Below are 26586 nucleotides of genomic sequence, written 5' to 3'. Positions count from 1 at the left end.
TTCTTCATAATATAACCTGCACAAAATTTTTTCAAAATTTTGTGCAAAAGGAAAGCAACCGCTTAACTTTCGGGACGGTTGCTCTGATTTTTATCCTCTCACTCGTTAGAATTCTTCGACGGTTCCATTTGAGCGGCTTAAAAAGACGCGCGGAGGTTTTTGGGTAAAAAATCCGTTTTCGATAATGCCCGGTATGGCATTCAATTCACTTTCTAATTTAGTAGGATTGATTTTTGCATTAGCCGGCCATTTTATATCCATGATGAAGTTTCCGTTGTCGGTGATAACCGGCCCCTTTTTCCGGATTCCATCGCGGATAATCATTGAGACTCCGTAAGATTCAAGTTTTTTCATAATACTGAGCCGTGCTTCCGGTACAATCTCAATGGGGAGCGGAAAATTGACGCCCAATGTTTTGACGCTCTTTGTTTCATCGCCGATAACAACGAACAGTTCGCTGTTATACGCAATAATTTTTTCACGCAGCAATGCCGCCCCGCCGCCTTTGATAAGATTCTTTTTGGAATCGATTTCATCTGCACCGTCAATTGTTAAGTCCAGCGAGCCATTGATTCGTCCCGAACTGAGGGAAAAAATCGGAATGTTGAATTCTTCACATGCTATCGATGTCTGAAAACTGGTAGGAACGGCGGCGATATTTTTTAGCTTCCCTTTTGCAATATATTCGGCCAAACGCTTTACGGCAGGCATTGCGGTAGAGCCGGTTCCAAGACCGATCTTCATACCGGAATGGATGAGCCCTTCGGAAACCAATTTATCGATAGCGGTATGGGCTACCAATACCTTCTGATCTTCAACACTGATAGTATTACTCATAGGAACCTCCTGTAAATAGTTCAAATTGTTTATAAGCTTGATACCGAAGCATATCGTATCCGTTGCAAATATCACAGCCGGCAGCTTCGGCTCGTTTTAAGAGTGCGGTTTTTTCGGGAGTATAGATAACGTCAAATACCTTTTCGGAACCTGAGAAACTGTAAAATTCAAGCGGATCTTCATTTTCATGCATACCGACGGAGGTTGCTTGTATGATAACGTCGGAATATTTTTTAAGTGTACGGACGGAAGCCAAGTCCGACACCGCCCACCGGAAGTTATACCGCCCTGCCAGCTGTTTCGCCTTTTCTGCAGAACGGCCGAAGATACAGGCTTTTCCATGCAGCAGATGTACGGCATTGGCAACTGCATGCGCCGCTCCACCGGTACCGATAATCGCGATATGTTTAAACCTAAGACTCCGAACGTGTAAAAATGCTTGCAAAGCCCGCGAAAACCCATCGATATCGGTATTAAAGCCCCGCCGTTTACCTCCGTCAAATAGTACCGTATTCACTGCGCCGCATGCCGTTGAAGCAGGCCCGATTGAATCCAAAAAAGGAATAATATCGAATTTGAATGGATGGGTAACCGAGAGCCCTGCTATTCCGGTGCAATCTGCAAATGCAATAACTTCCTTGCTGTCTACAGCGGAAATCGGGATATAGACGGCGTTGATTCCTTTTCGTTCAAAGCCTTTATTGTGAATAGCCGGGCTGAGGCTCCTTGTCGTATCTGTACCGACAACCCCGTATATGCTCGTTTCACCGTTTATTGTGCGGAAGTGATACAGCTCGTTGAGCGTAATAGGATCGATGAATTCCTGTTCTAAATGATGTTGTACAATATATTCCCGCGGCATGGTATATACAATTGAAGAATGCAGCTTCGCCGCTAAAATACGGGAAGGAATACCGTATTTGCCCATCGCAATCAGTATATTTTGTCCGTTTAACTGCTGTGTTTGTTTGAAAAGCGCCGTTACATCCGCAAGGTTATCGGCCTTATATGCAATTTTTACAATCTCTTCATCCGTCCGCCGGATATCCCGTATTTTAGCGGCAATATCCTTGATCGGCGCTTTGATGCTGTGGACGCTGCGGATGATGCCGATGTTAAAAGCTTGTGCCGCTTCTTCTAAACTCGATGCCTGCACATCGGATTCCAGATCGAGAAATGCAAAATTATTCAGCGGTTCGGTATCCGCAAAGGAGAGCCCGCGTGCAAACAGGGTAATACGGGAACCTTCTCCGCCTTTGAATGCTCCGCCGTCCAAAAACCTGCGGATGGTTAAAATAGCCGGTATACGGGCAAGCTTCGGAAACCTGCGGATATACAGCAACTCCTGCGGGTCAAGAAAGTCTGCCCGTAGTTCAACGATGTCGATCCATGAACGGTACCGTTCAATTAACTGAATATTTTTGTCGATAGTATTTTCCGTCAATACGAGACATATTTTAGGTACCATGTTAACAGTATAGCACAAAGCGATTTCTTTTGAAAATATGCATACCGTCTACGGCGTTGCTGCACAAAAATAAATGCTCGACGTACAACAAGTACGCCTCCGCTTTATTTTTGTTCGCGCCTTGTATCCGGTATCACTATTTTCAAAAGCGTTGGTTCAAAAATATATGGTACATCTACACCGCCGCGTTTGTCCGGTATCGGGAAAATTAAAACTTGCAAACGAGGTGAAAGGGGTATATAATGAGTGTATGATAGCAAGAGTTTCTGCTTCGCAAGAAGATTATTTGGAAGTTATTTATGATTTATCACACGGTACCGAAGCTGTCCGTTCAATTGATATCGCTAATTTATTGATGGTTTCGAGAGCAAGTGTAAATAAACGCCTTGGTCTGTTAAAAGAGGCGGGTTTTGTTGAACATGAGCCTTATGGGTTGGTGCGTCTCACCGAAAAGGGCTGTGCCGTTGCAAAAAACGTTCGCGAACGGCATAACACACTGTATAAGTTCTTAACCGATATATTGGGTGTGGACGCAGAAATTGCAGACCATGAAGCGTGCGAAATGGAACATGCAATCAGTCAGGATACGGCAGATAAGCTCTATGCGTATCTGAATAAGTTGGATAAGGCTCCGACTCCGGAAGATAAGGTCTCTAAAACCCAAAGGGTTCAAAGTTCTTACGACCGTCTTATTAAATAGAGGAGAGAGATATATTAGAGCTTTGTGCTATTTCCCTAAAGATAATCTTGTTAATGGTTATTATCAGTTTTAATAATCCCTTATCCTCAAAACGGAGGAACGTATGCGCAAAGTTTTTACCCTTTTAACCGGAATTTTTTTCACTTTTTTATGTACCTCTTGTGAGCAGTTTACCTCGAATATAGATACATATTTGAGTTATTGGGCGGCGGAGGTTTCTGCAACAGGCTATAGCATTGATCAGCTTCAAAAGCCGTACCCAACAAATAAAGACGGTGTTCTGTGTATACCATCAACAAGCGATGTAACGGTTACGATTAACCTGCGTAATCCGAAAAACTTTCAGCTCGTTATGCCTGACTCCTCTTCTTCCTATGCAGGAAAGGTTATCACATTTCCCGGTCTTTCATCGCCGCCGAATTATAATACGGACTACACCTTAACGCAAACCGCAAACGATAAACTGGCACTTAAATACAAATCGACCTTTTTGAAAGCGCACGAGTGGGGTAACGGTGATATTAGTCCTGAAATTACCTTCATCACTGATGATCCTCGAGTATTCCGTAGCAAGTTTAGCTTAAATTTAAAAGTTGACACCGCCCCTGCGTTGGAGTACGCGGCGGTCGGAAAAACGGCGGTCGGCACTGACGACTACTATGTGCTTTTATTCCGTGCAAAAGATATGAATACGCCGATTACCGACAGCAGTGTACATAAAGATCTCAATGGCGGTAAACTGATTATTACGAAAAGCGGCGGAAGTCCTGTAGAAATTCCTCTTAGCTTTAACGCAGGCAAAACGGATTTTGAAACGGGCGGAGACCTGTTAGCGTCAGGCGTGGTACAAAAACTTAAACTTGCCGATCCCGAACTTCCGTCGCCGACCTCGCAGGATTGGATTCTCCGCGTAAAAACCGATGTAAAAGTCGACGGCCCTGAAAAACTATATGAGGTATGCATAAAAGATAAACAAGGAGTAAGTTCTGCGGTTATATCGGCAGGCACGCCAAAAAATAAGCTTGCTAATGTGCAATTGTTTGTCGGTTCGACCGAAATAACGGGAACAACGGCGGGCAATCCAAAAGAAATCCCCGGCATAAAGGGCAAAACATTGACGGCAAAAGCTGCATTCACCGGAACCGGCATAACGGGAACCGTCTCAAGGTTTTCCTCATCACCCGGCAATTGGACACAGACGGGTACCGTAAGTGGCACAACGAGCGCTGCGATAAATTTACCGGCACTTGACGCAAGCGAAACCCAAGTGCTCTACAAAATCAGTCTGAAAGCGCAGTTAAGCGGCTACGACGACAGCGACACAAAAGACTTTTTTGTTAAACTGGTACGGCAGGAAGTTCCCGTCCTTAAAATAAAGCAGGATTTTAGCTCCGGTGATAATAATTTGCACTGCATCAGTGCAGGCACTAAAGCCTATGTTACGGAAGACATCATACCCGATGAGGGACAGTATAACAACTCCTCAAAAGCGCTGCTTATTTACACCGCCCCCTCATCAAACTTCAAGCTTGAACTGAGTGCGTCCGCAGGAACTGCGGTAAAGTATAAGCTGGACAGCGGCAGCGAACAGTCGCCATCGGCGCCGGCGGAAATAACGGTAACCGGCGGTACAGAACACACACTTGAAGTATGGGCTGTAAGGGGCGGAATAGCAGGGCCGCACACTACCGTACATATTAAGGGGATTGCCACCCTAAACACCTATAGCGAGCTTAAAAACGTTATAAAAAACGCTCCCGAGAAGGGTACGGGACCGGGGCAGTATGATTACAGCAGCAACATAGATATTAAAATCGGCGGCGACCTGAACGCTTCCTCCGCCGATACCGAAATAGCGGTAACGGGCGGCAAAGATCTGATGCTGTCAGGTTCGCCATTCGGCACCGTCCGCACCGTCAACGCAGGCAGTCTTGGGCGCATCCTTAAAATAAGTGACAGCGACACGGAGCTTACGCTGAGTAATATAAAGCTTACAGGCGGCTATGCCGCCGACGGAAAAGGCGGGGCGGTTTGCGTCGAAACCGGATGCTCGCTTTGGCTGTACGGTAAGACAGTCATTACCCCGTCAACGGGAAGCGACATAAACACGCCGGGCAAAAACGATGTGTATCTTGCAGACGGCGCCAAAATCAAGCTGGACGACGCTTTGCAGAGTCCTGAGCCTATTGTTGCCCGCATTACGCCCGAACACTACAACGACGGGGATGAGGTGCTTGGCGGCGGCAGTATAGGGTCCGGTACACCGCCAAACTACACCAGGTTCAGCGTAACACAGCGGGACGATGGCTTCCTATGGAAAGTAAAAAATGACGGAACGTTGCAGGCAATACCCACAACCATAAACAGCGGTTCCGGTGCATGGCAAAAACTCAAAGAAGCCGTGCAAGTACTCCCCGAAGGCAGCACCATCACCATCAACGGCGAAATTAAAGCGACAAACGAAGGCACCGCAGGTGTAGATGCCAATTGGGGCGAAATCGTCATCGACAAAAACCTTACGATAAAGGGCAAAACCGGAGCGGGTTCGGACATTCTGAACGCAAACAGTACTACGACCGATCCCAATGCCCCCACAGCGAAACACCGCATCTTTAATGTTGCAAACGGCAAAACGCTCACGCTGGAAAACCTGACGCTGAAAAACGGCAAAAATAACGAAACAGATCCCGGCGGCTCTTCTAATCCCAACGGAAAAGGCGGCGCTATTTATTCGAAAGGTGAGCTTGAAATACGCAATGTACTTATTACGAACTGTGAAGCAAAATATAGCGGCGGAGGCATTTATTGCAACATGTTTGGTACAACTTCTACCGATGAGCGTAAACTGGTAATAGCAAATACGGAGGTTGCGAGCTGTAAAGCCTTAGATACTACTCATGGGCTTGGCGGAGGAGTGTCTATTCAAGGATCGGACTGCCTTATGAATGTGAAGATAACCGATGTCATGATCAAAAACAATGACGCAGGATCTTCTGCAGCAGGGCTTTGTTTGTATGGAAACCATAATGCAACAACAACCGCCGATTCCGTTGTTTTAACGCGTGTTACTCTACATACAAACAAACTGACCGGCACCAGTGCAGCAGGCGGAGCAGGTATGGTGTTTGCAACATACGGCCCAAACAATGCAATTACTTTAAAAAACTGTACTGTTACCAAAAACGAATCTACAACTATCGGCGGCGGTATATTACTTCGCACTTCGAGTAGTGGCAATGTTTGTGGAAAACTCATACTGGAAAACAGCAGTGTAACCGAAAACAAAGCGCAAAACGGGGGAGGTGTTTATGTAAACTGGTCGAATCTGGTTATGAAAAACACCGATTTTACTTCCAATACGGCAACGGCCGAAGGCGGCGGCGTGTATGTAGCCAAGGGAACATTTGAGATGGAAGGTTCTGCAACCGTTACCCCTTCTGCAGAAGCTCATAAAAACGACGTTTATTTGGCCGCAGATACAACCGCCACTGCAAAGATAAAACTTAACGGGGCTTTGACCGGCACACCCCCCGTAGCGCGCATTACGGTGCCGAACGACAAATACCTGCCGACCACGCAAGTCCTTGACGGCAGTGCAGTCGGTTCGAACTACACCAAGTTTACGGTAACGCCGCAAACATTGAGCGACGGTAAGATACTGTATTGGGAAGTAGATGCCGCCGGTAAGCTGATGCGCATTGTAGACGGCACAAAATACCCGAATTCGGCATGGAAGGCGCTGAAAGATGCGGTTGACAATGCGACAGCAGGCGAAACTATCTTCATAAGGGGAACCGTGCAAGCGACAGCCGATACCTCAACCGTTACCGGCAATTCGGGCGACATCACCATCAACAAAAACCTCACGATAAAAGGCGAAAGCGAGACTTCTATAGGCATACTGGATGCAAACAAAAACACCGGCGGCAAACCGAAGCACCGCATCTTTAAGGTAGAAAGCGGTAAAACGCTCACCATCCAAAACCTGACGCTTACCGGCGGAATAGCTGACGGTACGGGAGAAGCAGGCACAGGCGGTGCCATCTACGCAAAGGGTGCAACCGTCAACATAAACGGCTGCACCCTCAAGGGCAACGAGGCAAAGTCAGGCGGTGCAATCTGTGCAGAAAAGGACGGCAGCACCCCGTCCAGCGTAACCATCAGCGGGGGTACCATCGGCGGCACGGGAGCTGACGCAAACAAAGCAACCGGTACCGACAGCGACAACGGCTTCGGCGGTGCAGTATTTATAAAAGGTTCAACCGTCAACATAAACGGCTGCACCCTTGAGGGCAACAAAGCAAAGAACGGCGGCGGCGTATACATGGAAGGCGGAAACTGCACGTTAAACGGTTCGCTTAAAAACAATAAAACAACGGAGCCTGCTTCCTCTTTCGGCGGCAGTATCTACCTTGAAAACGGCACGCTCACAATGAAAACCGGAGCCGAAATTTCAGGCAGCGAAGCAAGTGTCTCCGGCGGAGGAGTTTATATCAGTGCCCGTGACGGAGGCACCGCTTCATTTACAATGGAAGGCGGAACCATTTCCGGTTGTAAGGTAAGCTCTGCCTACTTTGTCGACGGCGGCGGTGTGTGCGTTGAAGTGGCGCATGGCAGCACCGGCACGGCAAACTTTATAATGAAAGGCGGCAGCATTACCGGCTGTAAAGTAGAATCGGGGGGACTCACCGGTTCTCCATTCGGCGGTGGTGTATGCGTAAAAAACCGAGCAACATTTGATATGACAGGCGGCAGCATTACCGGCTGTAAAGCGGAAATTAACCACAATGCAGGCACCCCAGAGTCTCGAGGCGGCGGCGTGTACATGGAGAACTCAACGTTTAATATGAGCGGCAGCAGCAGCATTACCGGCTGTACTGCGGAAAGTTCCGATTCTGATATTAGCGGATCCCCGTCCTTTTATGGCGGCGGCGTGTATGCAGCCGGCTCGACCGCAACATTTACAATGAAAGACAGCGCCGTTATCACACCGTCCTCAGAAGTACCCTCGGGCATGAAGAGATTCAACGATGTGTATTTAAACTCCGGTGCAAAGATAACCGTTGCAGGCTCCTTAACCCCGCCGGGCGGCATCGTTGCACGCATCACGCCTGCCGCCTACAATACGACCACACAAGTGCTTACAGCCGGCACGGGCGTAACCCTTGCGAACGAGACATATAAGTTTGCCGTAACGCCGAAAATCGTAAGCGGCACCCCGCAGCCGTGGACGGTCGGCGGAAACGGCTGTCTCAAACAGGGCAGATATACGGAAGTACCATACGGTAAGTTGGCAGCCTTCCTTGCCAATGCTTCGTCAACCGAAGTAAATTATATCGAAGTAACCGGTATAACCGCATCGGACTTAAAGGGTACATACGCATCACCCCCGAATCCAGGACCACTCGGAGCTCTGCTAAACAATAACTCCTCTAAAAAAGTTGCGCTTAAACTGCCTAACAGTATTTCAGGTCTTATCGATATGAGCGCTTGTTTTTCTCAGTGTGAAAACCTTGTCTCTTTGGAAAACTTTCCTTCCGGCGTTACGGATATGCGAGCTTGTTTTTACGGGTGTGAAAATTTAACTACGGTTCCCGCTATTCCTGCAACCGTTACGAGTATGATGGAATGTTTTCGTTACTGTAGAAGTTTAACTACAGTTCCCAATATTCCTTCAGGGGTTTATGATATGACAAGATGTTTTCAATACTGTGAAAAATTACAAAGCATAAAAATGAATTGCCCTTACGGCGTCAATTTTAACGGCGCTTTTAGCGGCTGCGACGCCTTGCCGAACGGGGGAATAAAGGTGCCTTTGCTCCAGCTTGCAATCTATAAGAATAATGCGGGCACTATGGGAACAACGAAGGAGAAGTTTTCGGCTATAACACCTTAATTAAACGGGTAAAAGCGATGGATAATCGGTAATTAACGCAACCGAAGGTTGGGCAGTTGTACAGGGATGTACAACTGCCCAACAGCGTCCCCTACGCCTTGGCGGTGAAATTCCCTATTAACATCATCAACTAAAAAGGCGTCTCTTACAAAAATAATTATCAACAGTACTGCTTCGGAACAGGCGGAAGTAGAAGCTCTTTGCTAATTAATTTTCCATTTTCCGTGCTGCTGAGAAAAACGCTGAGCAGGCATGGAAATAACTCGTCCGTCTTCGCCCGCAAGCGCAATAATACCGGTAATCAGATTTATTTCGCTGATGCGGAAGAGCGTATTATCGTAGTAGAGGCTGGTACCGATTGAGGGCAGCTTTTTTCGAGTTTCCACATACCAATCATACTCATACGACAGGCAACAGAGCAGACGTCCGCATTGCCCCGAAATTTTGAGTGAATTTAACGACAGGTTTTGTTCCTTTGCCATCTTGATAGATACCGGTCTCAGCTTGTCGGTTACGGCATGGCAGCAAAACGGCCGGCCGCAGCAACCGATACCGCCTGCTATTCTCGATTCATCGCGGACACCGATTTGCCGAAGCTCAATACGGAGACGCAGAATGGCGACTAAGTCTTTAACCAGCTTACGAAAATCGATACGGGTGTCTGCCGTAAAAAAGAAGATAACTTTAGGATCTTCGAGTAAGTAGTGACAGTCAATCAGCTTCATATCCAGCTTGTGGGCAACAACCTTTTCTTTAAAAAGAGCGCTTGCCGTTTTCTCTTTTTCGATATTTTCTTTCGCACGGCGAAAGTCTTCCTCCGTTGCTCTCCGACTGACGGTAACGATATCCTTAATTGCTACTCTGATCGGATGCTGCACCAAACCCATTACACGAGCCATGTCGTCTCCGTAACGTGTGGGACTAATGACATAATCTCCGCTTTGCAGATTTAATTCCGTCGTTGTTGCATAAAAAGTCTCTTGTGAATATTCGAGCTTTAACTGATAGAGCGGTTGAGGGAAAGCACCTTCTTGTATAGGTTCTTCCGCTTGTGGTTCATCATTATCTTCCAAAGCGCTTAAATCATCTATTTCTTCGTATTCGGTATATGTTTCTACAAATTCAATATCCATTTCTGACTCCTATTATGTAATCAAATCTATAATTAGGCCGTATATTTCCTCTAACCGTTCAAGAATAAAAAGTTGGCTTTTTTGGTCGCAGAGTAACTCGCCTGCAAATTTGTCAAGCTTTTCATTGATAATAACAATTTGGGTAAAAGAACGCGGTCTTAAATGATTGGTCTTATCACGCCGTAAATGAGTCCGTGTTGTAACCGTATATGCTTCACGCGCGACATAGCTGATAAAGTTTTTGACAGCCTGCTTGTACTGTAAAATCGTTTCAGGATTTTGGCGTGTCCGCAATGTATCCCCCGCAGACCGTACTTCATCTTGCAACAGCGCAACCGCTTCTTCCGGCGGTAATTTGCTCAGCTGCTCGATTATATCGGCTTCATTTCCCGGCTGAGTTTGGGGTAAGACGCTTCTCAGCATCTCTTTAAATTTATTCAGTTTTTTTTTGTCTTTTTCGGATTGTGCCGTTGGGGGGTGTAAGGACGGTTGAACGGTTACTCCCACTGCATAATTTGAACTTTCTATTTGATTTCCCATTTTTCTCCTCTATTTTGAGTAAGAAAAAGTGGAGGAGTGGAGTGCTTGCCGGTTCGAATATTTCTTTTCCGCTTCCTCAAAACCGGTTTGATCGCCGGTAGCAGAGCAGAATCCGTGTAGAATGACATCATCATCAACCCGCAACTTTTTTGTTAGAACCGATCCGATAACCATACCCGATGAAAGAATGACAACATAATCCGGCGCAATAATATCGCCTTGTACAATTCCTCCGACGCTAACCGAAGCTGCCCTAATATTTCCCCGTATCCGGGCGTCTTCTCCAATAATGACACGTCCTTGAGTCTGCACATTACCATCGATATCACCGTCTATCCGTAAAAATCCGGAAACCGTTACGTTTCCCGATATCAGTGCTCCCGGTCCTATAATGGTATTGACCGAAATGTCATCGATAAAGTTTTTTTTTGCCATAGCTATTGCTTTGTATTGGAAGCTTTTATATTAAGATATTTAATCGGGTCTACAACATCGGAACCGATATGTACTTCATAATGTAAGTGCGGCCCGGTCGAAATACCGGTTGTTCCGATATATCCGATGGTTTGTCCCTGCTGTACATACTCGCCTCTGGTAACGCGGTAAGACTGCATATGTGCATAGCGGGTGTAGAAACCGTGTTTATGCTTAATAATGATATAATTTCCCCAACCGGGGTCGAACTCTACGGTAACAACCTGTCCGTCGGCAGTCGCCACGATCGGGTCTCCCGAACGATAAGTTGAAAGGTCGATACCTTTATGAATATACCACTGACCGGTAAAAGGATGCCGGTTTTGACCGAACGCCATCGAAATATGCCCGATGCCGCCTTTAATCGGCCAGAGACTCGGAATATCGGAAAAGAGAGTTGTCTGCATATTAAGGAGTTTTCCCATTTCCTGTACCGGTAAAACGGCATCGTTAAGATATGAGGTAAGCTGTTGCAACTCCGCAGCTTCTTTTAGAGAGCCTTCCGCAACCTCATGCATATTAAATAGAAAGGATAAGTCGCCGTTTGCCGTTTGTCCTGCCGGTGCAGCGGTCTTTAAACCGAGTGAAGAAAACGTTGTGGTAAGCGCTGTTTGAAAATTCCGTGCCGTTTTTAAAAGCTCATTTGTTTCATCCCGTAATACATCCAGGCTTGCCTGTGCTTTACGGGCTTCCTCTTTGGTAGCGGAAAGATCTTGTACCGATGCCGCTGTTTTGTGTGCAAACCAAAAGAATGAAGAGAAAAAGCCGATAGCAATAATCAGTGTAAAAAGTAAGCTAAAAATACTGGTTTGAAAGTTTAATACTTTTTTCTGCGAATGGGGTACGATCATAATGGTCAGTTTTTTCCGACCGCCGGCAATGATACGCTGAAAAAAATGCAAAACCGCTTCAGCTGCTTTCCTTATCTTTTTTGAGATATATCGTACAATATTGTTTTCAGTTTTCTTATATCCTCGTGTTCGAGACACTTTTTTGCCCCTCTTTATATAAAACTATTGAAAAAGTATACCAATTAACAGGCTACCTGTCCAGCATTCGCATTCAGGGAAAACGTAGCAGACTAATTTTTACAGCCCGCAGAATAATGGAGACCGTTCAACCAGAGTTGAACCTCTTCGCGGTTCAAATGGTTGCCCAATCTCCATTATTCTGCGATATTTATCCCATTGGCCTGCTACGTTTTCCCTTCTTTCACAATAAACTGTGCGAAATTTTAATAAAAAATTTCGCACATACTGATAATTCAAAATTGAATTATCAGTATGTTTCTTCCATTTGGATAAATTCGGCGCGGACTTTGGCGAGCCGTTCCAATTCCCGTGTTATTGTGCGTTCATAGTTGAGTTTTTTTTGTGCGATCCGCTCCCGTTCATCCTCCCAATACTGTAGGTCGGTTAAGAAAAGAAACTGAAACTTCCGCACATTTGCTTTTTCCGCCCAGAGTGTTGCTTCTTTCCAATAAAACAAGGCGGTATTATAACAATCTTCGGCCATTTTTAAGCTTTCGATGTTTTGCTCTTTCCACGGCGCATTATAAAAATATGCGACCTGTTTATCATATTTCATACCGAGCCGGAGGTGCTGTTCTACCATTTTCAGGTTTAAGTGCATCATAAACAGGTACCGGTATTTTTCCCAGTCCGTTTTATCGTTGATCTTTCCCAATGCATACAGGGGATTACAAAAATCCGCATTTATTGCCTTTTCCAGCCAATAAATGTTCTCGAGCGTATCGTCGGGATACTGCTTGTAATGAATATGATAGAGCTTATAATACTGCTCTTTATACGTTACAAAGTACGCAGGCAGTAACGCCGTTTGCGCGAACGAGAAAAAAAGTAACACTGCGGATAAGCAAAAACGCCTTTTCATCCTCTATATTATCGGCAGATTGCAGACGATACTCCATATCTTTTCGTGAATTTCTGTTATCGATTGAGCAGCGTCGATACGGATAATCCGCATATCCGGTGCCGTTTCCGCATAATACCGGAGAATAACCTGATATTCCTCTGCTACCTTTTGTTGAAATACCTCTTTTTCGTATATTTCCCGCGGGATATTCCGTTTTTCGATTCGTTCCATCGCGGTTTTTGCCGGCAGGTCAAAGAAAAACAGGTATTCGGGGAGCGGAAACGGCGCATTGATTGCCTGTGTCAACTCTTTTCCGGCAGCCAAACCTTGATACGCAAGGCTGGAAAAAAGATAGCGGTCGGAAAAAACCGCCTTCCCCGCTTTAAGCTGTGCTAAAATACCTTCTTTACCATATATATGCTCACAACGATCCGCTCCGAAAAGATAGGCAATCGTTTGAGCATCGAAGTCAACCATACCGGAAAGCGCCCCGCGGATTAACTTCCCAATGGAACCATCGGTTGGTTCACAAGTAAACAGCACGGTATCGTGCCGCCCGCGGGAAGCAAACGCTTCTTGTAACAACCGTATCTGGCTCGTCGTCCCCGTCCCGTCAAGCCCCTCAAACACAACAAAATTTTTCAAAATCATCTATAGTTTTTCCTTTTTTCCAGCCGGCAGACAAACACATCAGGCAAAATAGATAAAAACGCAGAAAAAAATGAGGCGGTGAGACCATTTGAACTGCGAAGCAGTTCAACTCTGGTCGAACAGCCTCATTTTTTTCTGCGGGGAAATTTAAAAGGCTCCTGATGTGTTTGTCTAGCATGCTTATCTATCATAGCAATTTCTTTTCTGATATAATAGCCCTCCGATGAAACCTGCGGTACGGTCTAAAATAGAATTTTTACTATTTTTATGTATACTTGTATTCTCTTTTGCGATGCTCCGTCCTCTGATGCAGACGCTGGAAAAAAAATTGACGGCAGTGCGTTCGGTAGTTTTGACGGAATTGGAGCAAACATACAATATACGTCTGTCCTACGAATCGCTTTCTCCTTCGATTTTGCGGTCGGTTTCATTACGGAATGTAAAAGTCTATGACGCTGAACATAATATGGAAATGGCTTCTTTTGAAGATTTTTCCATCCGATACCGATTCTGGGCGCTCTTATGGGGGAATACTGCCGAAATTTTAGATTCCGTGAATATTGCCGACGGATTTATAGACATAGACTTAGTGCACAATAAAGCACTTGCCGACAAGCTTAACGCGGCGATGGATGCTCAACCTTCCGTTCAGTCATCTGCAAATACCGAACAGATTCTTTCTTTTCTTTCCTCTCAAATGCTGAATGTGCATGTTAAAAATGTCCGTTTGAGATTTAGGAATGCTGTGCACGATATTGATGCAAAAATAACGGAAGGCTATTTCGGCATCAATGCGGAGGCATTAACGGTCAGTCTGAGCAGTACGGCTTTCTACCGCAATGCTGATTATACAGCCATCGGTCAGGCCGAAACGGGTCTTACTATCGAAGGAAAGTTTAACAAAAATTTGACTGCCGGTTCGGCTGTTGCCGATTTTTCTCATATTTCCACCGATCGTTTCGGTATACACCGGGTAAAACTATTTGCTGATTATCGTGATCAAGTTTTTACCTTTAACACTATGCAAGATTTTCAGCCCGTTGACTTTACCGCAAGCTGGAATATTGCAACAAACGATATAAACGGACGGTTTAGCTGCAAAGATTTTGCTCCTTTGCAGTCCGTGAGGGTATATAATGCCCCCAAAAGTATCGCCCAATTCGCTTCTATAACAATGTCCGGCAATGTTCAATTTGCGCTTTCGGGGCAGCATATCCAATGGGATACCGATTTAAGTTTCGATCTGCCGCCGTTGACGTTCTCTTCATACCGGCTTGCATCTTCTCGCTTGCAGCTTGCGGCGGAAGGAAAAGATGCAAAGATAGATGTTTCACGGCTTTCATTATCAGGGGCAGATGTAGATATTTTTTCCGAATTTACTTTTAACCTCAACACCATGATTCCTACCGGAACGGCTGCCATAAGACGGTTTAACCTTCCGTCCGGCGCTTCAGCGGCTGCAGATTTTCAGTTTTTTACGCGAGGAAAGACCTTCTTTTGCAAAATACCGAAATTGACCGCCGGTGAAGGAGCCCTTCATAACATCACTTTAGCAGTTAATCCTTCGGCCCAGAAAGCCGATTATACCTTATCGGCCGAAGACGGATATGGAAAGTATCGTTTTGACGGCTCTTATATTTATAACGAAGGCAGCAGCACTTCCGCTTCTCCTCATTTTGTAGAGCTGCATGGAACATTCGACGCTGTGGGTATCGGTACAATCTGCAGCTTTATTGAAGCGGCCGTTCCGGGTGTCGATATACCGCATGAAGCCGTTGAATCGCTCCAATGTACAACCGAATTTTATATTTCGAGTGATTTACGCAGTTTTTCATATAATTGCACCAGGTTCGTCTTAGTTTCAAACATACTGAATGACTTTTATGCACTGTTATCGGTAAAAGGCAATCAATCTTCCTTTGCATTGACCGATATCGAACTATCCTACAAAAATATGTCCGTTCGCGGAAATATCAATGCCGAATTTGAGCATTTAAGCGATATTATTTTTACCAGTTCTTTAGCGATTAACTCGATCGGTTATCAAGTGCAGGGAGTCTTTTCTCAGAATGTTCTCAATATTTACGGTGACTATGGTCTTGCAATCAGTGCTCTTTATGAAAAAGGTTCCGGCTTCAAAGGAACCGTCAAAACCAATGAAATACCGCTGCCTTTTTTGCCCCTCTTTTTAACCCTGGATTCGGAGTTTCAATATCATAATCGTACGGATTGGCTTTATGCTATCGATAACGGGTACGTCAGTTATGGTACACCTGTTTCATTTGCTCCGGCAAAGATTGGCTTTAAGTTTATGGGAAAAGCAGATCCTTCGGGATTGCTTTTGACTGAAGTAAAACTTGGCGATGACGACGCGCTGACCGGTACACTGGCCGTAACGACAGCTTCCGCATCTGATAGTGAAGGCGGACAGAGCTACACTGCTGCGATGAATCTCGTTTCCCCCGATGCCGCCGAAAAACTTGAGTTTGCAGCAAAGCTTGATCTTTCAAGCGGAGATATCCGTGCAGACGGCTCGCTTAAACTTGATGCCATTTTGTTGGCTCGCTTTTTATACACGCAAGGAAAGCAGCATGCGGTGTCGGCGGATGTGGTGTTTTCGGCCGCTTCGGATTCCTTTTTAGCTCGATTGGATTTGTCTCAACTTTCGATGCTTGTTCAGGGAGAAGATTTGAACCTGGCCGGTTCCCTTATGATAGAAGATGAAAAAGCGGATCTGAATATTACCCGGCTTAAATGGGGTACGCATGAGGTTTCCGATATAGCGGGTAATTTTTCACTCGCTGAAATGTCCGGAAGGCTCGAAGCCGATTATGCCGGTATGATTGCCGACAAACAGCTGAAGGCGCATATCGGTACTGTGTATACCGGTGTACAACCTGACGAAAAAGCTCAATCTGCGCTGCTTTCCCGGCTCAATAACGTAACGAAGCGCTTTACGATTAATATTTCTTTGAGCGATTGGCAGTTCGGTGACTTTAAGGGAAAGAATACGGTGCCGCTTTCTATGATCCGTGATCCGGGGGTTACCGCGTTTTATGCCGGAAAGAATGATGATATAACCGGCTTTATTTTAGACGATGGGGTTGTTTCGCTCCAATTGGCGGAATCTCTTCCGCTCAAGTTTAATTTGGACGGCACGGTAAAAAAAGATGCTTTAAATTTGCAAGTGTCGGGTATCCGTGCTGACGTTAAACGAATATGGGATATAACCGGTTTGGATTATGTACTCTTTTACGGTGGAACGCTTACAGGGGATTTGACGATTGGCGGCAAACCGATGGAGCCTGAGTTTAACGGGAAATTAGTCGGGCAGAATATAACCGTCAATTCTCCCCGCTATGCACCGGAGGTCTATGGGCCTGTTTTACTCGATATCATTGCGGACGGTACGGGGCTTGAGGTACCGTATACCGTATTGAAAGGGCCTTCGACGGATATTTGGGCGCGGTGCACCGCAGAATTTTCGGGTTGGATTCCCAACAATATTTCAGTTCAATGTGGAACGCTGGGAACCAAGATGGGGGTATTTAAGACCGATAATATCCTGTTCAAAGCGGACGGTCTTGTCGGCTGTACCGTTGAGATAAAGGTAACACCTACGCTTGTCGGCGTATACGGCTCCGCAACATTCGATTCAGGCTACTTTGTGTTTAAATTTGATAATCTTGATAAGTTCAATACCGAATATGGAGGGGAGAGTAATATTGCTTTTGATATGAAGCTGGATTTACAGTTCGGGCATAAGGCGGAATTCCGCTGGCCGACTGCAGATTTTCCAATCTTAAGAACACTTGTTCCTACCGATTCTCCACTTTCACTGATTGCCGATGCCGAAACCGGTAACTTTACAATGAAAGGTGATATAAAAATGCGGGGAGGAGAAGTTTTCTATATTAAGCGCAGTTTCTATATCCGTGAAGGTTCCATCTCCTTTGCAGATGTGGCTAAGGAAATTGAACCGTTGGTAACATTAAGGGCAGAAATCCGCGATCGTGACAGTAGCGGTGAACCGCTCCGGCTTGTCTTGACGGCAAAGGATCAGTCATTATTCAGTTTTAATCCGGAAATCAGCTCGGATCCGCCCCGTTCTACGAATGAAATTATGCAGCTATTGGGACAAGTGGCTATCGGCGATACGGGGAAAGATAATCTATGGCAAAATCTGTTGGTTTCCAGTTCCGATATTCTGGCACAAGTAGGTTTTCTCAAAAAAGCGGAAAGCAAAGTCAGGGATTTTTTAGGGTTGGATGCTTTTTCTTTCCGCACGTTGTTGCTGCAAAATGCTATTTTTGGTAACCTGTTCGCTGCAAACCAGAATACTGTTTTAACAATGAGTAACTATCTTGATAATACAAGTGTTTATATAGGGAAATATTTCGGTTCGGCGATCTATGCGGATGCGCTGCTGCACTTAAGCCACTATGATTCCAAATCGCTTAAAAACGGCGGCTCAAAGCGTCCTGTTTATAAGGATCTTTTATTTCAACCTGAAATCGGTTTGGAAATGGCAACACCCTTCTTCTTGCTTCGTTGGTCGGTCGCCCCTACAAAACCGGATACCTTATTTGTAGGAGATGCTGCATTGACTTTTTCATGGAAATATTCATATTAAACTCAATACCCTCAAAGAGGGTATTGCCGTGCAGTTCAAAAATGCTCGGCGGTAATCATATTGTTGATAAGATGATGTAAATGAGATAGAGGAGTCTTTAATGTTAAAAAAGGTGATAGCCGTAACGGTACTCATGTTATCCTTCTGCTTTTTATGGGCACAAGCTCCCGATAATTGGTATGAAAACAAACCGATAACAACCATCGTTTTTCAGGGGTTGAAGAGCGTATCAAAAACCGAAATGGACGGTATTTTTGATTCATTTAAAGGAAAGCCCTTTTCTGATGCAACGTATTCGGAAATACTGCAAAAATTATATGCACTTGATTATTTTTCCGACATTGTGCCCAAAGCGGTTCCTGCCGACATCGATTATCAGTATGTTCGGCTTGAATTTGAAGTAACCGAAAAGCCTGTCGTTACCCTAATAAAGGTAACGGGAAATTATCAAATTTCACGCGGCGATATTTTATCCAAGGTACTGTTGAAAAAAGGCGATATCTACAATGAGATAAAAAAGAATGCCGACGAACAAACTATCAAAAATTACTATATAGAAAAAGGTTATGCATCCGCCGTTGTGAATTCAAATGTGTCCGAAAGTCCCCAAGGCGGCGTTATCCTTGAATTTACCATTACGGAAGGAAAGCAAACGATTGTTTCCGAAGTTGCCTTCCAAGGTAACACCGCTGTAGGAGAAAAGGCGTTAAAAGGCGTCCTTCTGACCAAACCGGCAAAATTCCTTGTTAAGGGAATTTTTCAAGAGAGTCTGCTCGCAGAAGATAAGATAGCTATACAGCAATTTTACGGTGAACGCGGTTATATCGATGCTCATGTTGAAAATATTGTTAAGGATATAGATTCGGAATCCGATCCGCAAAAGAACATGGTAAAGCTGACATATATCATTATGGAAGGCGAACAGTATACTTACAACGGAACTTCTTTTGAGGGAAATAAGATTTTTTCTACCGAAGATTTAAGTGCAAAAATAAGACTGGCACCGGGCAGTGTTTTGAATATGACTCGATTTGAACAGGGGTTTCAAGCCATCGCCGATATGTATTTTGAAAACGGTTATACTTCGAATTATATTGCAAAAGCAATGCAGCGTGATTCGACCACTAAAAAAGTATCATTCGTGATTACTATTGTTGAACGAAGTAGAAGTCATATCGAAAATATTATTATCCGTGGTAATGCACGGACAAAAGATTATGTTATACTTCGTGAGCTCCTATTTGAGCCGGGAGATGTGTTTTCAAAATCAAAATTTACCAATAGTTTGCGTAATTTATTTAATTTGCGTTATTTTTCTACGGTTGTTCCGGATGTACAGCCCGGTTCCGAGCAGGATTTGATCGATGTCATCCTCAATGTTGAAGAGCAGTCGACGGCAAGTATTCAATTCGGAATTACCTTTTCGGGTATTTCGGATGCCGACAGTTTCCCACTTTCGTTATTTGTGCAATGGCAGGAACGGAACCTTGCAGGACGCGGAAACGAACTATCGGTTAATGCGACTGCGGCAACGGATAATCAAACACTTCAACTCGGTTATGCTGAAAACTGGTTTCTTGGCTATCCGTTGACGCTTGGGTTTGATTTATCGATTACGCATAAATCGTTGTTTGATTATCAGGATATGGTATTCCCTTACGGGCCGTTTAAAAATAAAGAAGAATTTGAAAAGAATAAAGACTTGGCAAATGCTTACCGGATGCGATATGACCGCTTTGAAACAACCTTCGGCGTTCATACCGGATATCGATGGTATAACCGTTTCTTTACAACTACGCTGCGTGGCGGTGTAAACTTTTCATTGGTCAAGAACTTCTATGATACGTCTCTCTATCGCGCAGCTGATCCGACGATACGGCAGCAGGAGGCTAAATGGCGGCTCAGCAACTCGTTTTGGACACGGCTTTCGCTTGACGGGCGCGATATTACCTATGACCCAAGCAAAGGCTGGTTCCTGAGTGAACAAATCTCTTTCTTCGGTCTTATACCGAAAGTTGAAGATGAATATTTCTTCCGTTCCGAAACAAAAGCGGAAGCATATATTACTCTTGTCGATTATCCTGTTTCTGAAATTTGGAACCTCAAATTTGTACTGGCCTTTTATACGGGTTTCTCGTTCCAGATACCGATGCCGAACAGCCTCATCGGAGATAGCAGTAAACTCGCTATTGATGGTATGTTTACCGGCCGAGGCTGGCTGACGCTGGGATCGACCGGCAAGGGGAATGTGCTGATCAACCATTGGATAGAATTTAGATGGCCATTAGCACACGGTATTCTCTCCTTTGACTTTTTTGCTGATGCGGCCGCCGTCAAAAAGGATTTGGCCGATTTAAAAACCTTTAAAATTGATGATTACTATTTCAGCTTTGGGCCGGGATTGCGCTTTGTTATTCCTCAATTCCCGCTGCGGCTGATGTTTGCAAACACCTTTAAAGCACAGAATGGTAAGCTGGTGTGGGGAAACGGAAGAGGAGCCGATTGGCGCTTCGTATTATCGTTTAATGTACCTAACCTATAAGAGGAGCAAATAGATGAAAAAATATGCTTTTATATTATTCTGTCTTGCGGCGGGTGCCGTTGCACTATCCGCGCAGCAGATAACCCGTTTCGCAGTTGTCGATACTTCCCGTATTTACTCTACTTTTTTGCGGGATTCCCGTTCCGTTCGCGACTATCAGGCAAAACAGGTAAAGTATCAAGCTGAAATACAGCGGATGTCCGATGAAATTATTGCCCTTCGTCAAAGAAAAGTAGATGCGGAAGCAATCGGAAGAGCCGATGCCGTCCAAAAATATCAGGCTGAAATCGACGTAAAGACAAGTTTCTTGCTTGAATATTCCAAGGCATGTAACGATGAGTTGGCAATGCTGCGGAAGAGCTTGGTAAGTGATGATGTATTTTATTCCCGCCTTTATGCCGCAATTAAAAAGATTGCAGAAAGTCAGGGGTATACGATGGTGCTAAACTTACAACAGGGCGAAGCAATTATCTGGTACAGCCCGACTGTCGATATTACGGAAACCGTTATCCGAGAGCTCAGTTCAAACTAATATGACAAAACCGGCGTCGCTCACCCCGATGATGCAGCAGTATCTCTCAATAAAGGCGCAGTATAGAGATGCTGTTCTCTTTTTTCGCTTAGGCGATTTTTATGAGATGTTCAATGACGATGCACTTGAGGTGAGCAAACTGCTGAATTTAACGCTGACACAGCGGACGGGAAGTCCTATGTGCGGCATTCCTTATCACGCTTCACGTATTTATATTGCGCGTCTGCTGCGTGCCGGAAAAAAAATTGCGATTTGCGAGCAAGTTTCGGATGTCGTCCCCGGAGAACTGACCGAACGAAAGATTGTAGAAGTGATTACCCCCGGTACCGCTACGGGGGAAGATTTTCTTGATCAAGGACAAAATAATTACCTTGCCGCCGTTTACTGTACACCGAAAGAAATTACTTGCGGCGCCGTTACAGACGTATTTATCGGGTTTGCCTATCTTGACGTCAGTACGGGAGAATTCTTTGCTACTTCTTTTCCGCGTGCCGATTTTACAGAGCAATTCAAAAAAGAACTCGGCCGTGTACAGCCGCGGGAAATCCTTATTCAAATATCGCTGGCCGATTCGGTGCCGGATTTAAAAACCTTGTGCGGAGAATATCCGCAGATGCTGCAAAACCTCTATCCCGACTGGCATTTTTCCGCCGTATCCGCAGAAAAGCGGCTGTGTGCGTGCTTCGGTACCGAAACCCTTAAATCCTTTTCCTTAACGGCAGCATCTCCCGAATTACCGCCGGCAGGGCTGCTGCTTCAGTATTTGGAGCAAACGACAGGAGCGGCGCTGCCCCATATTACAGGCATAAAGGTATACCGCGACTCTGATTTTGTGATGATGGATGATGCGACCCGTAAAAACCTTGAGCTGCTGCAAAATCTGCATGACAATACGGATTCTTTTACCCTGTTTGAAACCGTCAACTATACAAAGACGGCAATGGGGACGCGCCTTTTGCGGCACTGGCTTTACCATCCGCTGCGAACCGCCGAAGAAATAAACGCACGGCTTGATAAAACGACGCTGCTTTTCCGCAATGAAAAGGCGCTCGCTGCCGTGCGGAATACCCTTGCGGCAGTGCTTGATATCCACCGGCTTACCGGCAGGGTTGCCATGCAGCGGGCTCACGGAAAGGATCTGTTAGGAATTAAGCAGAGCCTTAAAGCCTGCATCGAACTTGCCCGGCTGAGCAAAAGGAACGGCCTCTTTTTTTTACAGCTGCCGCAAAAACTGAGCGATGATATGGAGGGGATCTATACGCTTCTGGATAACAGCATCGCCGAAGATTGCCCGATTGTCCTTTCAGAAGGCGGACTGATTAAGCAGGGCTGGTCAAAAAAACTGGATGAACTGCGCGATACGCGGGATAACGCCAATAAGCTTTTAGAAAACTATTTGGAAAAAGAGCGGGAAAAATCGGGGATTAAAAACTTAAAAATCAAGTATAACCGGTTAAGCGGTTATTTCCTTGAGGTAACCCACGGCAGCCTTAAAACGGCAGAAATTCCTCAGCATTTTATTAGGCGCCGCTCGCTGACAACCGCCGACCGTTTTACGACGGAAGCATTAAGCAAACTTGAAACAAAGCTGAACGATGTCGGCGAAAACATTATCGCGTGCGAAAAAGAGCTGTTTTTTGCAGTACATACGGAAGTATATAATCGAATTGAACTATTGCATCTTCTTGCAAAAGAAATTGCAGAATTGGATGTGCTTCAATCCTTTGCATATACCGCAGCGCTTCATGCATGGGTAAAACCGGAATTTTCCGCCGACGGGATTTTGGATATCTGCGAAGGGCGGCACCCTGTCGTAGAAAACCACTTGCCTACAGGCGAATTCGTGCCGAATAGCATACGGCTTTCTTCTTCTGCCGCTTCTGATATCCCTTCGTTTGCGCTTATTACCGGGCCTAATATGGCCGGTAAGAGCACCTTCTTGCGGCAGACTGCCCTCATTACGCTGCTTGCTCAGGTCGGTTCTTTTGTGCCGGCTGAAAGAGCGCTGCTTACCCCCGTCGATTGTATTTTTTGCCGGGTTGGCGCCAGCGATAACCTCGCCCGCGGGGAATCTACCTTCCTCGTCGAAATGACCGAAACTGCCTATATCTTGCGGAATGCCTCGGTTAACAGCCTCGTTATTATGGACGAAATCGGCAGAGGTACTTCGACGGGGGACGGGTTTTCAATCGCGCGGGCGGTAAGCGAATATCTTTTGCATACGATCGGTGCAAAAACCCTCTTTGCAACTCATTACCATGAGCTGGCTCAACTTGTCCATCCGCGGCTGCAAAAGCTTTGTTTGGATGTGTTGGAAACCGAAGGAAAAATCGTATTCTTAAAGAAGGTTATCGAAGGGATCGCAGCCCATTCATACGGGGTGCACGTTGCGGAACTTGCCGGGCTGCCGGAAACGGTTATCCGGCGGGCGACGGAGCTGCTGAACGCACAAGTGCCCGGTACTACCATACCTACGGACTTTACCGTACCGGAGAAGAAGAAAACGAGTCCGGAAAAGAATCTCTTTAGCGATGAAGAAATGATTATAAACGAAATCCTTTCTACAAACGCCGATGAAACCACGCCGCTCCAAGCGCTGCAAATGATTACCCGTTGGAAAAAAACGCTCTTTGCCGGGTGCTCCTGATGCTTGCAATTTTCAGCCGTTCTGATTATGATACGGGCATCACACATATCAAGGAGTATGATTATGGCTTATAAGATCTCCGATGCTTGCGTCAATTGCGGTGCATGCGAGGGCGAATGCCCCGTAGGTGCTATCAGTGAAGCAAATGGCGCACGGGTTATCGATGCTGATGCTTGCATCAGCTGCGGTGCATGTGCCGGCGTTTGTCCTACGGAAGCAATTTCCGAAGAATAACGTTTAGGTTTCTTGGCGGCAGTTCTGGAACCGCTCTCAACGGTTCGGTATGCACAGGCTGCCGCTACTATTTTATTGTAAAAGGTTTACAGCGTGAAAGAATATTTTCACAAAATAGCGGCCGGTTATAAGTCCCTATTTTTGAAGGTGTGTACATTTGTTTTACTTTTAGGAGGCTGCCTCCTTTTCAGCTTTTGCATTGTCTATCCGCTCTGGCTGTTGGCAACTCGGTACACACAAACGTATACCGCTATCAGTCTTTTGCTTTTTTCCGCCCTTCTGTTGTTTTTTATTGTTAAGCGCAGTATAAAAAGCTATAAAGCCCATCCGCGGAAGTTCTTCTATTCGCTCATAAAAAAGCTCATTCTCTTTGGAGGAGTGATCCTCTTCTTTGTATTTATTTTTGCTTATCATCGTATCTTAGCCTTTTCGGTGCTTATCCTCTCGTTTATATTATACGGTTTCGTAGCCTTTGGGTTTTCGGAAGACCGGATATAGCGCTTCCGGTGATGAAAAAATTTCCGCTCTGCTGCGCATGTATCTTTTTTATTCATATTGTTGCGGCAGCCCAGTATGCGGAACTGCCGCTGATACCGGAGCTGTCTCCGCAAAATCATATTTTTCAGCAATATAGCGATGATGTCCTCTATGCACGGAAAGCACTTGCAGCGGGAAAAACCGCCCATGAATTACCCCTGCAATTTTACCGCTATAGAGCACGAAAAGAGGATACCATTATCCGAATCGCTGCCCGATGCAGTATTCCTTATGATGCATTGATCACTTTAAACGGTATCGAATCCGTCAAAACCGATATTTCAGGCAAAATGCTCTTGCTGCCGGCTTTACCGGCGCTCTATCTTCCCGAAAAAGCGGTTTCCGATATCGAAAAATTGACCGAAGCGCTGTGTAAAAAGCTTAAAACCGAATCCTTTTCCATTACGCTCCCTTCCGCTGCAAATCCCGAGAAAAAGATACGGGTAGAATGTTTTCCAAATGCGATGCTTGACAGCACCGTGCGCAGCTTCTTTTTTGTTCCGTTCTATCGGTTTCCGTTGCAGCATGCCGTTGTTACATCAGACTTCGGTATGCGGAAAAGCCCTTTTACCGGAAAATCAACCTACCATGCGGGTATTGATCTTGCCGCTCCAACCGGAAGCCCTGTCTATGCCTGTGCAGCAGGTACGGTTATTGAAGTTGCATACAGCAATATCTACGGTAATTACATCCTGATACGCCATGATGACGGCAGGGAAAGTCTGTACGGACATCTCAGCAAGGTTCAAGCCCGCTTGTATGAAAAGGTAAAATCAGGTATAGTAATAGGGTATGTCGGTTCTACCGGTCTTTCCACGGGGCCTCATCTACACTTTGAGGTACGTGAGCAAGGAAAGGCAAAGAATCCGTCCCTTTTCATTGATACAAAGAAAGCAAAGTCATGAAGCAGCTCTTGTGTATAACATCATATTTTTTCTTTTTTGCCGTTTCTTTTTTTTATGCTGACAGCTTTAGGGTTGGTAATATGCATTCGTATGTCTTTGACAGGGATGCTTTTGAGCCCGTATCGCTTACTATCGGTTATAATGACGCTGTTTCGTTTGCGGTTAAAAGCGGTTTTTTGTTTTTGGAAGGGATAGAACTTGAAATAAAGCAGGATAAGGCAAGTATGAATTATCCTAATTCCATCGCCTATACGGTGTATACCGATATAAAACCGCAACCTTCAAAGAAATATATCGACTATTCTGCAAAAAAGATCAGCACGGCGCTGCTGCCGAATAGGTTTTCGCATATTCTGAGGATTCCGGTAAAAAAAGACTATACTTTTAAGCACATAAAGAATAGCAAAATCTTACCGTATACAGGCCTCATTGGTGTAAGTCCTATTATGCTGCGGCTGAGTCCTGTTATGAAAGGCTTGCCTGACGATTTTGAACAAGCCGCTTTTACGGTTATTATCCGCCCCCTTCTGATTGCTGAAGGCGGCTTAAAGCTGAAACTTCAATTTCCCGAAAAGGAACAAAAACCGATTACCGTGCAGCTGAATAACGAATATCTTACGCAGTTCGACGATTTGCAGCTGTTATTGCCGGGAACGTATTCGGTAAGTATCAGTTCGGATGCGTATCGAACCGAAATGCGCTCCTGTATTGTCGAGCGGGGAAAAATCACGCAGCTGGAAGTTCAGTTGAAATCTATTACGCCGTTACTGCACATACAAGCGCCCGAACACACGGCAGTGTTTCTTGATAATCAAGAGATAATGCTTTCAAAAGAGCCGCTGCCGGTTGCGGTAGGTGTGCATACCGTTGTCTTTAAGATGGGAACGTATGAACTGACCCGTCAAATTACCGTTGAGGAAGGAAAGACCTACGAAATGACGATGACGATGGATGTTCTCTTGCAGGAAATTGTAAATTAAAA

18 protein-coding genes are annotated in these 26586 nt (G+C 45.4%); 9 read left to right on the top strand and 9 right to left on the bottom strand.

What is annotated here, in order from left to right; all coding sequences use genetic code 11:
* Positions 1-105 precede the first annotated feature (105 nt).
* Together rpiA and E4N66_RS09720 are read right to left on the bottom strand one after the other, a co-directional pair.
* Positions 106-837 (bottom strand): ribose-5-phosphate isomerase RpiA, encoded by a 732-nt coding sequence (gene rpiA, locus E4N66_RS09725; RefSeq protein ID WP_253727863.1) that lies wholly within the window; start codon positions 835-837, stop codon positions 106-108.
* On the bottom strand, positions 830-2305 hold the full coding sequence (locus E4N66_RS09720) for a type I 3-dehydroquinate dehydratase (protein ID WP_253727862.1): 1476 nt from the start codon (positions 2303-2305) through the stop codon (positions 830-832). Before E4N66_RS09720 ends, rpiA begins: the two co-directional genes overlap by 8 nt.
* Before the next feature lie 250 nt (positions 2306-2555).
* On the opposite strand from E4N66_RS09720, the gene E4N66_RS09715 reads away from it, so the two are divergent.
* Positions 2556-3005, top strand: a complete 450-nt coding sequence (locus E4N66_RS09715) for a metal-dependent transcriptional regulator (RefSeq protein WP_253727860.1) — start codon at positions 2556-2558, stop codon at positions 3003-3005.
* A 103-nt stretch (positions 3006-3108) separates the two neighbouring features.
* Positions 3109-8901 (top strand): leucine-rich repeat protein, encoded by a 5793-nt coding sequence (locus E4N66_RS09710; protein WP_253727859.1) that lies wholly within the window; start codon positions 3109-3111, stop codon positions 8899-8901.
* Positions 8902-9104: 203 nt separating this feature from the next.
* Here E4N66_RS09710 and E4N66_RS09705 read toward each other — a convergent pair whose 3' ends face one another.
* The 6 genes from E4N66_RS09705 to tmk all read right to left on the bottom strand — a co-directional run bounded on the left by E4N66_RS09705 (position 9105) and on the right by tmk (position 13574).
* Complete coding sequence (locus E4N66_RS09705) at positions 9105-10034, bottom strand: PSP1 domain-containing protein (protein WP_253727858.1); 930 nt, start codon at positions 10032-10034, stop codon at positions 9105-9107.
* A gap of 12 nt (positions 10035-10046) precedes the next feature.
* Positions 10047-10574, bottom strand: a complete 528-nt coding sequence (locus tag E4N66_RS09700) for a YaaR family protein (protein ID WP_253673959.1) — start codon at positions 10572-10574, stop codon at positions 10047-10049.
* 9 nt (positions 10575-10583) lie between these two features.
* On the bottom strand, positions 10584-11009 hold the full coding sequence (locus tag E4N66_RS09695) for a bactofilin family protein (RefSeq protein WP_044013527.1): 426 nt from the start codon (positions 11007-11009) through the stop codon (positions 10584-10586).
* A 2-nt stretch (positions 11010-11011) separates the two neighbouring features.
* Entirely contained in the window at positions 11012-12037 is a 1026-nt protein-coding gene (locus E4N66_RS09690; protein ID WP_044013525.1) for a M23 family metallopeptidase, read from the bottom strand.
* A gap of 289 nt (positions 12038-12326) precedes the next feature.
* The gene (locus tag E4N66_RS09685; protein ID WP_253727856.1) at positions 12327-12941 is read right to left on the bottom strand and encodes a hypothetical protein; all 615 of its coding nucleotides are present in this window, start codon (positions 12939-12941) and stop codon (positions 12327-12329) included.
* Positions 12942-12944: 3 nt separating this feature from the next.
* Positions 12945-13574 (bottom strand): dTMP kinase, encoded by a 630-nt coding sequence (gene tmk, locus E4N66_RS09680; RefSeq protein WP_253727854.1) that lies wholly within the window; start codon positions 13572-13574, stop codon positions 12945-12947.
* A 223-nt stretch (positions 13575-13797) separates the two neighbouring features.
* Here tmk and E4N66_RS09675 point away from each other — a divergent pair, with 223 nt between their 5' ends.
* The 5 genes from E4N66_RS09675 to E4N66_RS09655 all read left to right on the top strand — a co-directional run bounded on the left by E4N66_RS09675 (position 13798) and on the right by E4N66_RS09655 (position 24162).
* A complete protein-coding gene (locus E4N66_RS09675; RefSeq protein ID WP_253727852.1) occupies positions 13798-18207 on the top strand; it encodes a translocation/assembly module TamB domain-containing protein in 4410 nt (1469 codons plus the stop codon).
* 100 nt (positions 18208-18307) lie between these two features.
* Entirely contained in the window at positions 18308-20749 is a 2442-nt protein-coding gene (gene bamA, locus E4N66_RS09670; RefSeq protein ID WP_044013514.1) for an outer membrane protein assembly factor BamA, read from the top strand.
* A 13-nt stretch (positions 20750-20762) separates the two neighbouring features.
* On the top strand, positions 20763-21281 hold the full coding sequence (locus E4N66_RS09665; protein WP_253673965.1) for an OmpH/Skp family outer membrane protein: 519 nt from the start codon (positions 20763-20765) through the stop codon (positions 21279-21281).
* Between the two features lies 1 nt (position 21282).
* A complete protein-coding gene (gene mutS, locus E4N66_RS09660) occupies positions 21283-23928 on the top strand; it encodes a DNA mismatch repair protein MutS (protein ID WP_253727851.1) in 2646 nt (881 codons plus the stop codon).
* A gap of 63 nt (positions 23929-23991) precedes the next feature.
* Positions 23992-24162 (top strand): DUF362 domain-containing protein, encoded by a 171-nt coding sequence (locus E4N66_RS09655; RefSeq protein WP_044013508.1) that lies wholly within the window; start codon positions 23992-23994, stop codon positions 24160-24162.
* A gap of 168 nt (positions 24163-24330) precedes the next feature.
* Here the strand turns inward: E4N66_RS09655 and E4N66_RS09650 are convergent, their stop codons facing one another.
* On the bottom strand, positions 24331-24576 hold the full coding sequence (locus E4N66_RS09650) for a hypothetical protein (protein ID WP_253727850.1): 246 nt from the start codon (positions 24574-24576) through the stop codon (positions 24331-24333).
* A gap of 95 nt (positions 24577-24671) precedes the next feature.
* On the opposite strand from E4N66_RS09650, the gene E4N66_RS09645 reads away from it, so the two are divergent.
* Both E4N66_RS09645 and E4N66_RS09640 read left to right on the top strand, forming a co-directional pair.
* A complete protein-coding gene (locus E4N66_RS09645) occupies positions 24672-25604 on the top strand; it encodes a LysM peptidoglycan-binding domain-containing M23 family metallopeptidase (protein WP_253727848.1) in 933 nt (310 codons plus the stop codon).
* Positions 25605-25684: 80 nt separating this feature from the next.
* A complete protein-coding gene (locus E4N66_RS09640; protein WP_253727847.1) occupies positions 25685-26584 on the top strand; it encodes a hypothetical protein in 900 nt (299 codons plus the stop codon).
* Positions 26585-26586: the final 2 nt, after the last annotated feature.

The organism is Treponema sp. OMZ 857 (genome assembly GCF_024181085.1).
Taxonomy (GTDB): domain Bacteria; phylum Spirochaetota; class Spirochaetia; order Treponematales; family Treponemataceae; genus Treponema.
Note: the sequence above shows the minus strand (reverse complement) of the source record. Positions and strands in the feature narration are given on the sequence as shown.